The organism is Pseudomonas sp. YJ42 (assembly GCF_047225135.1).
Lineage (GTDB): Bacteria > Pseudomonadota > Gammaproteobacteria > Pseudomonadales > Pseudomonadaceae > Stutzerimonas > Stutzerimonas stutzeri_E.
Genome location: NZ_CP178378.1, coordinates 696553 through 709826 on the forward strand (window position 1 = coordinate 696553; position 13274 = coordinate 709826).

Below are 13274 nucleotides of genomic sequence, written 5' to 3' on the forward strand. Positions count from 1 at the left end.
GATGCGACCCATCCTATTGTTATTAAGCTGTCTGGGATTGAGCTTTCCGTCGTTCGCGACTATCAGCGAGAGCCACGGTTATGCGCAGTTTGGGACTCTGAAATATGCGGAAGGCTTCACTCATTTCGACTGGGTGAACCCCGATGCGCCGAAGGGTGGCCGAGTGCAACTGATGGCGTCCGGCACATTCGACACGCTCAACCCTTATACTTTCAAAGGGACCAGTCCAAGCGCGACGCCGGGCTTCTTCCAGTACGGCATCAGCGAATTGAATGAACCGTTGATGGTGGGCACCGGTGTTTACGATCCGTCCGGCGACGAACCGGCTTCGGCGTACGGACTTATCGCCGAGACGATCGAGTACAGCGATAACCATAGTTGGGTAGTGTTCAATCTGCGCGACTCGGCCCGCTTTCATGATGGTCACCCGATCACGGCTTATGACGTGGCCTTTTCCTATCGTTTGCTGATCAAGGATGGCCACCCTCGATACCGCACCGATCTAAAAGGTATCAAGCGCGTCGATATTCTCAATAGCCACCGAATTCGCTTCGTGTTCGACAAACCGGATCAGCCATTGCTGATCATGCGCCTCGGCGAACTACCGGTACTGCCGCAACATTATTGGAAAGACCGTGACTTTCGCGCCACCACCTTCGAGCCGCCACTCGGCAGCGGTCCGTACCGCGTCAGCAATGTCCAACCGGGACGTAGAGTGAGCTTCGAGCGCGTGAAGAACTGGTGGGGTGCCAATCTTCCTGCCAACCGCGGAAAGTACAACTTCGATCGGATCGATGTAGAGTTTTACCGCGACACGACGGTCGCGTTCGAAGCCTTCAAGGTTGGCGAGTTCGATTTCTATATTGAGCATCAGGCGAAAAACTGGGCCAACGGTTATCAGTTCCCGGCGGTTCTTCGTGGTGATGTGATCCGTGCGGAGATTCCGCATCAGATCCCCACCCAGACGCAAGCACTGTTCATGAACGGGCGCCGGCCGGTATTTGCCGACATCAAGGTCCGTCAAGCACTGGGCATGCTGTTCGACTTCGAATGGACCAACCGCGCCCTGTTCTATGGCGCCTATCAGCGCAGCGAAAGCTACTATCCGAACAGTGAGTTCTCCGCGACCGGCACACCAGAAGGAGGCGAATGGTTGCTGCTATCGCCTTTCCGAGACCAACTACCGGCGCACCTGTTCACCGAACCGTTCGCGCTGCCGAAGACAGATGGGCGCGGTATTCCGCGAGACACCTTGCGCAAGGCGCTGACGTTGCTTGGCCAAGCCGGCTGGAAACTGACTCCTGACGGTCTTCGCAACAAGGCAGGCCGCGCTTTTAGGTTCGAAATCCTGCTGGTCAATCCGGGACTCGAGCGTATCCTCCAACCCTATGTGGAGAACCTGGCGCGCATCGGCATCCATACCCGCTTGCGCAGCGTTGACGGCGCGCAGTACAAGCAGCGCCTGGATCAGTACGATTACGACATGATTTTGACCACGCTGGCCCAGAGCCTCAGCCCGGGGCTCGAACAGTGGCTGTATTTCCATTCCAGTCAGGTGAACATCAAGGGAGGCCGCAACTATGCGGGTGTCGCCAACCCGGTGGTCGACCGGCTGCTTGAGAAACTGCTTGCAGCCAAGACCCGGGAAGAACAGATTGCCGCAGCACGCGCAATCGATCGGGTCCTGCTCTGGAACCACTACATCATCCCCAACTGGTACATCAGTTACCACCGCCTGGCATATCGCAATCGGTTCGCGCATGTCACCACACCGCCTTATACCCTCGGGCTGCGTGCGTGGTGGTTGAAGGACCTGGAGAAGGCTCAATGACAAAAAACGCACGACTGTCGATCTTGCATGCAGGCGTCCTGGCCTTCCTTTGTCTGGTAAACACAATCGAGGCAGCGCCACGGCACGCGCTGACGCTGTACGGCGAAGAGCCCAAGTACCCCGCGGATTTCTCCCATTTCGATTACACCAACCCGGACGCCCCCAAGGGCGGAACCCTGCGCCAGGCAGGCTTCGGCAGTTTCGACTCATTCAACCCCTTCATCAGCAAAGGCGTAGCCGCTGATGACATCGGCCTCATCTATGACACCCTGACAACCAACAGTCTGGATGAGCCCTTTACGGTATATGGCCTGTTGGCGGAAAAAATAGAGAAGGGTCCGAAAAACGAGTGGGTACGTTTTTACCTGCGCCCCGAAGCACGCTTCCACGACGGCGAGCCGGTAACGGCCGAGGATGTCGTGTTCACCTTCGAAACCTTGCTCAGCAAAGGTGCGCCGCATTATCGCGGCTACTACGCCGATGTCGAAAAAGCCGTAGTCGAGGGTCCCCGTCGCGTTCGTTTCGATTTCAAGCACGCAGGTAATCGTGAGCTGCCATTGATATTGGGACAACTTCCGGTCCTGCCGAAGCACTGGTGGGAGGAAAGAGACTTCACCTCAGGCAGCATGGAGCCCCCCCTGGGCAGCGGCCCCTATCGCATCGAGCATTTGGAAGCCGGCCGTTCGGTACGCTATGCCCGCGTCGAGGATTACTGGGGCAAGGACCTGGCGGTCAACCGGGGCTTATATAACTTCGATCATGTGCACTTCGACTACTACCGCGATAACACGGTGGCACTGCAAGCCTTTAAGGCTGGGCACTTCGACTACTGGTTCGAAACTAGCGCGAAGAATTGGGCCACCGCTTACGATATCGATGCAGTCAAAGGCGGGCGAATCATCAAGGAGGAGATCGCCAATCGGAACCCGCAAGGCATGCAGGGTTTCATCTTCAATACCCGCAGGAAACGCCTGCAGGACGTCCGAGTTCGAGAAGCACTTTCGCTGCTATTCGACTTTGAATGGACCAACCGGCAACTGTTCAACGGCGCCTATACCCGTACGGCCAGCTATTTCGACAATTCCGAGCTGGCTGCATCCGGGCTGCCCAGCGAGGAAGAGCTGAAATTGCTCGAACCCCTACGCGGCCAGATACCCGACGAAGTGTTCGAAAAGCCCTTCAAGCTGCCTCAGACCAATGCCGATGGCATGATTCGGGAGCAGCAGCGCAAAGCGTATGAGTTGTTCACCGCTGCGGGATGGAAGATCGAAAACGACCGCATGGTCGATGCCGATGGGAAACCGGTCAAATTCGAGTTTCTGCTGTTTCAGGCCGATTTCGAGCGCGTACTCTTACCCTACAAGCGCAACTTGGCCAGCCTGGGCATCGATCTGGAGATTCGCCGCGTCGACGTCTCGCAGTACGTCAACCGACGCCGCTCGCGTGATTACGACATGATCGTTAGCGGCTTCGGCCAATCGAACTCACCGGGTAACGAGCAACGCGGATATTGGCATTCGACAAGTGCCGACAACCCTGGAAGCTTAAACTTCATTGGTCTCAAGGACCCCGCCATCGATACGCTGGTAGAAAAGCTGATCGCCGCCGACTCCCGTGACGAGTTGATCACCCGAACGCGAGCGCTGGATCGTGTGCTGCTCTGGGGTCACTACGTGATTCCAAACTGGCACATCAAAACTTGGCGTGTCGCCTATTGGAATCATCTGGCGCATCCGGAGATCACACCCGATTACGACATCGGTCTCATGACCTGGTGGGAAAAACCCGACGTAAAGAGGCCAACGCCGGAGCCGCCCGCAAACCAGGCCGACGCGCCGATCGTCTCTAAGCGCCCCTCCTCCGGGACGGAGCGCTAAGCATGCTCGCGTATATTTTCCGGCGGTTGCTGCTGATCATCCCCACTCTGTTCGGCATCCTGCTGATCAACTTCATCATCATCCAGGCAGCCCCCGGCGGTCCGGTCGAACAGGCAATCGCCAAGCTTGAAGGCTTTGAAGGTGCTACGAGTCGAATTGCCGGCGGCGGCTCGGAAGTGGCCACCGGCAGCAACAGTTATCGGGGCGCACAAGGTCTGGACCCGGATTTGATCGCCGAGATCGAGCGTCTGTACGGCTTCGACAAGCCGGCCCCCGAACGATTCTGGATCATGCTCAGCAACTACCTGCGCCTGGATTTCGGTGAAAGCTTCTTTCGCGACGCAACGGTGACGGAACTGATCGCCGAAAAGATGCCGGTGTCGATCTCGCTGGGTCTCTGGAGCACACTGATCATGTATCTGGCGTCGATACCACTTGGCATTGCCAAGGCGACCCGCCATGGCAGCCCATTCGACGTCTGGACCAGCTCGGCCATTATCGTCGGCTATGCGATACCGGCGTTTCTGTTCGCGATCCTGTTGATTGTCCTGTTCGCCGGCGGCAGTTATTGGAATTGGTTTCCACTGAGGGGGCTGACCTCCAGCAACTTTGACGATCTGACACTCACCGGCAAGATCATCGATTACTTCTGGCACTTGGCACTTCCGGTCACGGCCTTGGTGATCGGCAACTTTGCGACCCTGACCCTTTTGACCAAAAACAGCTTTCTCGATGAGATCAACAAGCAGTACGTGATCACAGCGCGGGCGAAAGGACTGAGCAAGAATCGCGTGCTCTACGGTCATGTGTTCCGCAATGCAATGCTGATCATCATCGCTGGCTTTCCATCGGCTTTCATCGGCATGTTCTTCACCGGCTCGCTGCTGATCGAGGTGATCTTCTCGCTCGATGGGCTGGGCTTGCTCAGTTTCGAAGCGGCCGTCAACCGCGACTATCCCGTCGTGTTCGGCACACTGTTCCTCTTCACCCTGCTCGGCCTCGTGGTCAAGCTGATCGGCGATTTGACCTACACGCTCGTCGACCCGCGAATCGATTTCGAAAGCAGAGAGGCCTGACATGCAGCTATCGCCGCTGAATCAGCGCCGCTTCGCCCTGTTCAAAGCTCACAAGCGCGGCTGGTGGTCGCTGTGGCTGTTTCTCACCTTGTTCACCCTAAGCCTGGGTGCCGAACTGATCGCCAACGACAAACCGATCGTGGTGCGTTTCGATGGCGGTTGGTATTTTCCGGTATTCAAACGTTATCCGGAGACGGTTTTCGGCGGTGAGTTTCCGCTACAGGCCGATTACAAGGGTCCGTACATCCAGGAACTGATCGCAAAGAAGGGCGGCTGGATGATCTGGCCCCCGATCCCGTTTCATCATTCCAGTATCAACTATGACCTTCAAGTCCCCGCGCCCGCCCCACCCTCATGGGATAACTGGCTAGGCACCGACGACCAGGGCCGGGACGTGCTTGCGCGAGTCATCTACGGCTTCCGTATTTCGGTTCTGTTTGCGCTGACGCTGACGCTGATCAGCTCGGTGATCGGCGTCATTGCCGGTGCGTTGCAAGGATTCTATGGAGGCTGGGTCGATCTCGTTGGACAGCGACTGCTGGAAATCTGGTCCGGACTGCCCGTGCTTTACCTGCTCATCATTCTCGCAAGCTTCGTGCAGCCCAATTTCTGGTGGTTACTCGGCATCATGCTGCTGTTTTCCTGGATGAGCTTGGTCGACGTGGTCCGTGCCGAGTTTCTCCGCGGCCGCAACCTCGAATACGTACGCGCGGCACGAGCACTGGGTATGCGCAACGGCGCGATCATGTTCCGTCACATCCTGCCCAACGCGATGGTTTCGACCATGACCTTCATGCCGTTCATCCTGACCGGCGCGATCGGCACGCTAACGGCCTTGGATTTCCTTGGCTTCGGCCTGCCACCCGGAGCTCCGTCTCTGGGCGAACTGGTGGCACAAGGGAAAGCGAATCTGCAGGCGCCATGGCTCGGCATCAGCGCATTCATGGTCCTCGCGATCATGCTGACCTTGCTGGTATTCATCGGCGAGGCCGCTCGCGACGCCTTCGATCCTAGGAAATAGCATGGCTGAGAATCTGATAGAGGTCCGCGATCTGGCCGTCGAGTTCGTAACCGGCGGTCAGGCACAGCGAGTTGTCGAGGCCGTGAGCTTCGATATCCGCAAAGGCGAGACCCTGGCGCTGGTCGGTGAAAGTGGGTCCGGCAAGTCCGTTACGGCTCACTCGATCTTGCGCCTGCTGCCCTATCCGCTCGCGCAGCATCCGGCCGGTGAGGTTCGCTACGCCGGTGAAGATCTGATCAAAGCAAGCGAAAAGCGCATGCGCCGAATACGCGGCAACCGTATCGCCATGGTCTTTCAGGAGCCGATGACGTCGCTCAACCCGCTGCATACCATCGGCAAACAGATCAACGAAGTACTGCAAATTCACAAGGGGCTCAACGGCAAGGCCGCCACGGCACGCACCCTCGAGCTCCTCGAACTGGTCGGAATACCCGAACCCACCAAGCGGATTCGAGCCTATCCCCACGAACTGTCAGGTGGCCAGCGTCAGCGTGTGATGATCGCCATGGCGTTGGCGAACGAGCCCGAGCTACTTATCGCTGACGAACCAACCACCGCGCTGGACGTGACGGTACAACTGAAAATACTGGAGTTGCTCAAGGAGTTGCAGGCCCGCCTGGGCATGGCTCTGTTGCTGATAAGCCACGATCTGAACCTCGTACGCCGAATCGCTGATCATGTATGTGTCATGCAGAGCGGTCGCGTCGTCGAACAAGCACCTTGCGAAGAATTGTTCCGCTCGCCGCAGCATCCTTACACCAAGGAACTGCTCGCAGCGGAACCTAGCGGCGGACCTGTAGCAGTTGAGGCCTCGTCGCCGACGTTGCTGGAAGTAAGCGATCTGCGGGTCTGGTTTCCGATCAAAAAGGGGCTGTTCAGGAAAACCGTCGACCATGTCAAAGCGGTTGATGGAGTCACGTTCAGCTTGCCGAAGGGTCAGACGCTGGGCATCGTCGGTGAAAGCGGCTCGGGAAAATCAACGCTGGGATTGGCGATTTTGCGACTGTTGTCCAGCACTGGGCAGATTAGATTTCAGGATCAGGCCCTGGAAAAAATGTCGCAACGGGCGGTACGCCCATTACGACGCCAGATGCAGGTCGTGTTCCAGGATCCTTTCGGCAGTCTCAGCCCTCGGATGTCGGTCAGCCAGATCGTCGGAGAGGGGCTCAGCATCCATGGAAAGGGCTCCGCTGAGGAACAAGCGCAGGCGATCATCGATGCGCTGGTCGAGGTTGGGCTCGACCCGGAAAGTCGACATCGCTACCCTCACGAATTTTCCGGGGGGCAGCGGCAACGAATCGCCATAGCCAGAGCACTGGTACTCAAGCCTGAGCTGATTCTGCTTGATGAACCAACCTCGGCGCTGGATCGTACCGTACAACGGCAGGTGGTGGAGCTACTACGCTCGCTACAGGCCAAGTACAACCTGACCTACCTGTTCATCAGCCATGATCTGGCGGTGGTACGGGCGCTCAGTCACCAGATGATGGTGATCAAGCAAGGAAAGGTCGTTGAACAAGGAGCAGCCGAGGCTATCTTCGCCGCTCCCCAACATCCGTATACACAGCAGTTGCTGGAGTCTGCCTTTATGGCCCCGGCCACTGATGAACAACCAGAAGAGGGACAAGCACATGGGTTTTCTTACCGGTAAGCGCGTACTGATCGTCGGCGTCGCCAGCAAACTGTCGATTGCCTCCGGCATCGCCGCGGCCATGCATCGTGAAGGCGCCGAGCTGGCTTTCACCTATCAGAACGAGAAACTCAAGGGACGCGTCGAAGAGTTCGCCGCCAGCTGGGGCTCGGGCCCAGAGCTGTGCTTCCCATGCGATGTGGCCAGCGACGAAGAGATCGTCAAGGTTTTCGAAGCGCTGGGCCAGAAGTGGGACGGCCTGGACGGTATCGTTCACTCAGTCGGCTTTGCCCCGGGCGATCAGCTCGACGGTGACTTCACCGAAGTTACCACCCGCGAAGGCTTCCGCATCGCGCACGACATCAGCGCCTACAGCCTGGTCGCACTGGCCAAGGCCGGACGCCCGATGATGAAAGGCCGTAACGGCAGCATCCTGACCCTCTCCTACCTGGGCGCCGAGCGCACCATGCCTAACTACAATGTGATGGGCATGGCCAAGGCCAGTCTCGAAGCAGGTGTTCGTTACCTTGCCGGCAGCCTCGGCCCTGAGGGTACTCGCGTAAACGCCGTATCGGCAGGCCCAATCCGTACGCTGGCGGCGTCCGGAATCAAGAGCTTCCGCAAGATGCTCGCAGCCAACGAGAAGCAGACGCCGCTACGCCGCAACGTCACCATTGAGGAAGTCGGCAATGCCGGCGCGTTCCTCTGCTCGGATTTGGCGTCCGGTATCAGTGGTGAAATTCTTTACGTCGACGGCGGCTTCAACACCACCGCAATGGGCGCGATGGAAGACTGATTCACCACTCCAAAAAAAACCGCATCCTGGATGCGGTTTTTTTTGCCTGCAGTTATCCGCGCTTGATTAGAAGGTTTCGATCTCAGCGTCGGCGTGCAGCATCTGACGGTACGCTGCGAAATCCTGCTGACCACTGCGCGAGGCCAGGAAGCGACGATAGTTCTGCTTGTCTTGTTCCGAGAGCTCGCTTTTCGGCTCGCTGACTCCGCTCAGACGAACAACGACAAAATCCCCATCTGCGAGACGGACACTGCCGTAAGTTGGCTTGTCAGGCGCCTCGGGCTTTGGCATCCGGAACACCTGCTGCAGCACCGCGGGTTCAATGCCGTCCTGATTGCGCGAAGCGGCCTCCACCGGCACCCACTGCTGGTCTGCCTCGCCTCCGTCCCGCAGCGTCGCGATCATCCGCTCACCCGCTTCACGCGCCTGCTCGGCTGCCTTGCTGCGCTGTAGCTGGGCAACGATGTCATCCTTCACCGAATCGAAAGGCAGAAGTTCTGGCTGCAGGTGCTCTTTCACACGCACCGCAACGACAGTGTCCGGATCCAGTTCGATAACGCTACTGTTAGCACCATCAATCAGAACCTCGTCGCTGAACGCCGCCTGGATAACCTGCCTGTTGGCTGCGATGCCAGCGCCACCCTCGCGCCCGAACGCCTCGGTCGTTTGCACGGACAAACCCAACTCCTGGGCCGGCTGGACAAGATCGGACGACTCGAAAGCAGTGTCCTCTAGTTGCTTGCTCGCCTCGACAAAACGCTGTTCAACCTGCTGCGCCTTGAGCTCACGCACCAGCTCCGGCTTCAGGCTCTCCAGCGTCGGAACCTCAGGTGATTGCACGCCCAACAACTTGATCAGATGCCAGCCGAAATCGGAACGCACCGGCGCCGACACCTGACCTTCTTCAAGCGCATACAGCGCCTTTTCGAAAGCCGGGTCATACACGCCCGGACCGGCAAAGCCCAGATCGCCCCCTTCATTGGCCGAACCCGGATCCTCGGAGACCTCTTTCGCCAATGCAGCAAAATCCTCGCCGGCAGCCAACCGCTTGGCAATCTCCTCGATCTTTTTCTTGGCGTCGGCGTCGCTGGCGTCATCGGCCTCGATCAGAATATGTGCCGCACGGCGCTGCTCCGCTAGGTTAGCGATGCGCTGCTGATAGAGGTCATTCACCTCGTCATCCGAAACATCGACCTGATCGAAGAACGATTCCTTGTTCAACTCCACGTACTCAAGAACAACCTGCTCTGGAGATCGAAAACGGTCAGTGTTCTGCTCGTAATATTCACGCGCCTCTTCGTCGCTGACTTCAGCCGCACCGGCATCCGCCTGCACGGTGATGGTGGCGAAGTCACGGGTTTGCTGTTCCAGGCGAGCAAAGGCTTCAATCTGCTCGTCCGTAACGAAGCCGGAACCGGAAATGCCAGCGCGCAGTTGACCAATCAGCATTTCCTGCTTCAGCAGCTCGCGGAATTGCAGCCGCGTGTAGCCCATTTGCTGAATGACTTGGTCGAACCGAGCTGCGTTGAAAGCGCCGTCTACGGTAAATTCTGGCGTTTGTAGAATCAGTTGGTCGAGTGCGGCCTCGGAGAAGGCGAAATCGGCGTCACGTGCACCTTGCAGCAACAACGCACGATCGATGAGCGCACGCAGGGATGACTCGCGTACCAGTTTGTCATCCAGCAGCGACGGATCGAAATTGCCTCCCATCTGCTGAGCCAGCTGCCGACGCTGCATATTCATCGCCTGGTTGAGCTCGTCCAGCGAGATTTCCTCACCGTTCACCTCAGCGGCATTACGACTGTTGCTGGCGGCGTTGAAGATGGCGTCGAAGCCGGTCAACGCCAACAGCATAATGATGATGCCGATGATGGTTTTGGCAATCCAGCCTTGTGAATTGTCCCTGATGTTCTGAAGCATGCGTCCCCCAGGAGTCAACTGCGCAATATTCACTGCAGCACGGGTGGAAACTGGATAAAAGAAAGGCGCATCCAGGGATGCGCCTTCTCGGAGCTTTTGGAGCGGTTGGGCTTTATCCCCCAAGCCCGAACGCAACAGGCAACCACCTGTTCGATTAACCGCTCCAAGCCAGGACCAGCGCTAACTGGCAACTGGCCGGATCGAAAACGCTTAGTTCACAGCGTCTTTCAGCGCCTTGCCAGCTTTGAAGCCCGGGATCTTGGCCGCAGCGATGTTGATCGGCTTGCCAGTCTGCGGGTTACGGCCAGTACGAGCAGCGCGTTCCTTGACAGCGAAAGTACCGAAACCAACCAGCACCACGGAATCACCAGCCTTCAGAGCGCCAGTGACAGATTCAATCACTGCATCCAGCGCGCGGCCAGCAACAGCTTTCGGGATATCAGCAGATGCAGCGATGGCATCGATCAGTTCCGACTTGTTCACTCTAAGTCCCCTTATTTCTGTTGAGTCGTATCTTTAATTTTTGGGTGTAAGCAAAGCGGTGCTGAAATAGCAGCAACACAGAGGGCCGGCTTATATCAAGGCTACCGAAAATGTGTCAACAAAGCCTTTCAGACTAATGCGTGCTGATTCGCTCCTTGGAATCAGACTCGCGCTTGTCGTCCTTTGCAACAATATCGGGAGCCGCATCGGGCAAGGGCTCCGGCGCGTATTGCAGCGCAATTTGGAGGACTTCGTCAATCCACTTAACCGGTTTAATCTGTAGGTCCTGCTTAATATTCTCAGGAATCTCTTTCAGATCACGCTGATTTTCTTCCGGAATGATCACCGTCTTGATTCCGCCTCGATGCGCGGCAAGCAATTTCTCCTTCAAACCACCGATCGCCAAGACCTGACCACGCAATGTGATTTCTCCGGTCATAGCCACTTCGGCGCGAACCGGAATCTGCGTCAGCGCCGAAACGAGTGCGGTGCACATCCCGATTCCTGCGCTCGGACCGTCCTTCGGCGTTGCGCCTTCAGGCACATGGATGTGTATGTCCTGCTTCTCGTGGAAATCCACCGGAATGCCTAGACTCTTGGCTCGGCTACGCACAACCGTGAGCGCCGCAGTGATCGACTCACCCATCACATCACCCAGCGAACCGGTCTTGGTCAACCGGCCCTTTCCAGGAACTACGGCTGCCTCGATCGTGAGCAACTCGCCGCCAACCTGAGTCCACGCCAAACCAGTTACCTGACCGACCTGGTCCTGCTGCTCAGCAAGCCCGTAGCGGAATTTGCGGACACCGAGGAAATGCTCCAGCGACTCAGCGGTAACCTTCACTTCGAAGTTCTTCTCCGCCGCATGCTCCTTGACCACCTTGCGACAGACCTTCGCAACCTGGCGCTCCAGCCCACGAACGCCAGCCTCACGGGTGTAATAACGGATGATGTCGCGGATGGCGTCCTCGTCAAACAGCAGCTCGGTCTTTTTCAGGCCATTGGCCTGAACCTGCTTCGGCACCAGGTAGCGAATCGCGATGTTGATCTTTTCGTCTTCGGTATAACCCGGAAGACGGATGATTTCCATGCGGTCCAGCAGCGGCGCCGGAATGTTCATGGAGTTTGCGGTACATAGAAACATCACGTCGGACAGGTCGTAATCGACCTCGAGGTAATGGTCGTTGAAATTATGGTTCTGCTCGGGGTCCAGCACTTCGAGCAGCGCGGAAGCCGGATCGCCTCGCATGTCGTTGCCCATCTTATCGATCTCATCGAGCAGGAACAGCGGATTGCGAACCCCGACCTTGCTCATCTTCTGAATCAATCGGCCAGGCATCGAACCGATGTAGGTGCGGCGATGGCCTCTGATTTCGGCCTCGTCACGCACGCCACCCAATGCCATCCGGACAAACTTGCGGTTGGTAGAACGCGCGATGGACTCCGCCAGCGAAGTCTTACCCACGCCAGGCGGACCAACCAGGCACAACACCGGCCCCTTGAGCTTTTTCACGCGCTTCTGGACCGCGAGGTACTCCAGAATACGGTCTTTCACTTCCTCGAGACCGTAGTGGTCGGTATCAAGCACTTCCTCAGCCTTCGCCAGATCCAGGCGCACCTTGCTGGCAGACTTCCACGGCACATTGACGAGCCAGTCGATGTAAGTCCTGACCACGGTGGCCTCGGCCGACATCGGCGACATCTGTTTGAGTTTGTTCAGCTCGGTTGTCGCCTTGGCATATGCATCTTTGCTCAAACCGGCATTTTCAATGCGCTTCTTCAGGTCATCAATTTCGTTATGACCTTCATCGATATCGCCCAGCTCCTTCTGAATTGCCTTCATCTGCTCATTCAGGTAGTACTCTCGCTGGCTGCGCTCCATCTGCTTCTTGACACGGCCGCGGATGCGCTTTTCGACCTGCAACAGATCGATCTCTGCATCAAGCAGCGCCAGCACGTGCTCGACACGAGCCGGCAGATCGGTGATCTCGAGGATAGCCTGCTTCTGCTCGATCTTGAGCGCCATGTGCGCGGCCATGGTATCGACCAGGCGTGCAGGCTCATCGATGCTTGCGAGCGATGAGAGCACCTCGGAGGGAACCTTCTTACCGAGCTGTACGTATTGTTCGAACTGGCTTAGCAGACTGCGGGTAAAGACTTCCGCCTCGCGCTCTTCGACTTCCGACTCATCGATCAGCGAGACTTCGGCGCGACAGTGGTCGTCCACCTCAAAGAAACGGTCAATGACGCCACGCTGTTCGCCTTCGACGAGCACCTTGACGGTGCCATCCGGCAGCTTGAGCAGCTGCAGCACAGTCGCAACCGTACCCACACGGTACAGAGCCTCTTCGGCCGGATCGTCGTCAGCCGGGTTCTTCTGGGCCAGGAGCAGTATCTGCTTGTCACCAGCCATGGCGGATTCGAGGGCCTCGATGGATTTTTCCCGGCCAACGAACAGCGGAATCACCATGTGCGGGTAGACCACTACGTCGCGCAGCGGCAAAAGGGGCAATTCGATGGTTGTCTTCATAAATTCAGCTCTACGACGGCCATACGGCGGTAAACGGGAAACACCTTGGCAATCAAGATGAGGGCACGCAGGGCAAAAAACAAGGATGCTGTAGAAAAGCAAAGGGGCCC

The 13274-nt window shown here is 57.5% G+C and carries 9 protein-coding genes; 6 read left to right on the forward strand and 3 right to left on the reverse strand.

The window, feature by feature from the left end:
• The first annotated feature begins 1 nt into the window (after window position 1).
• The 6 genes from ACL0K2_RS02980 to fabI are packed head-to-tail and all read left to right on the forward strand — an operon-like array spanning window position 2 to window position 8231.
• Window positions 2-1831 (forward strand): extracellular solute-binding protein, encoded by a 1830-nt coding sequence (locus tag ACL0K2_RS02980; protein WP_045162424.1) that lies wholly within the window; start codon window positions 2-4, stop codon window positions 1829-1831.
• Window positions 1828-3708 (forward strand): extracellular solute-binding protein, encoded by a 1881-nt coding sequence (locus tag ACL0K2_RS02985; RefSeq protein ID WP_413043746.1) that lies wholly within the window; start codon window positions 1828-1830, stop codon window positions 3706-3708. Before ACL0K2_RS02980 ends, ACL0K2_RS02985 begins: the two co-directional genes overlap by 4 nt.
• Before the next feature lie 2 nt (window positions 3709-3710).
• Window positions 3711-4784: a microcin C ABC transporter permease YejB gene (locus ACL0K2_RS02990; RefSeq protein ID WP_045162369.1), complete on the forward strand. Its 1074-nt coding sequence runs from the start codon at window positions 3711-3713 to the stop codon at window positions 4782-4784.
• Window position 4785: 1 nt separating this feature from the next.
• Complete coding sequence (locus tag ACL0K2_RS02995) at window positions 4786-5805, forward strand: ABC transporter permease (RefSeq protein ID WP_045162370.1); 1020 nt, start codon at window positions 4786-4788, stop codon at window positions 5803-5805.
• A gap of 1 nt (window position 5806) precedes the next feature.
• Window positions 5807-7456 (forward strand): ABC transporter ATP-binding protein, encoded by a 1650-nt coding sequence (locus tag ACL0K2_RS03000; RefSeq protein WP_413043747.1) that lies wholly within the window; start codon window positions 5807-5809, stop codon window positions 7454-7456.
• Window positions 7437-8231 (forward strand): enoyl-ACP reductase FabI, encoded by a 795-nt coding sequence (gene fabI / locus ACL0K2_RS03005; RefSeq protein WP_045162372.1) that lies wholly within the window; start codon window positions 7437-7439, stop codon window positions 8229-8231. The genes ACL0K2_RS03000 and fabI overlap by 20 nt, the downstream gene beginning before the upstream one ends.
• A gap of 66 nt (window positions 8232-8297) precedes the next feature.
• On the opposite strand, the gene ACL0K2_RS03010 is transcribed toward fabI, so the two are convergent.
• From ACL0K2_RS03010 to lon, 3 genes are all read right to left on the reverse strand, one after another.
• Window positions 8298-10151 carry a SurA N-terminal domain-containing protein gene (locus tag ACL0K2_RS03010; protein WP_413043748.1) on the reverse strand — a complete coding sequence of 618 codons (1854 nt, stop codon included), beginning with the start codon at window positions 10149-10151 and terminating at the stop codon, window positions 8298-8300.
• 210 nt (window positions 10152-10361) lie between these two features.
• Window positions 10362-10634: a nucleoid-associated protein HU-beta gene (hupB, locus tag ACL0K2_RS03015; protein WP_003282502.1), complete on the reverse strand. Its 273-nt coding sequence runs from the start codon at window positions 10632-10634 to the stop codon at window positions 10362-10364.
• Window positions 10635-10767: 133 nt separating this feature from the next.
• Window positions 10768-13164, reverse strand: a complete 2397-nt coding sequence (gene lon, locus ACL0K2_RS03020) for an endopeptidase La (RefSeq protein ID WP_045162374.1) — start codon at window positions 13162-13164, stop codon at window positions 10768-10770.
• Window positions 13165-13274: the final 110 nt, after the last annotated feature.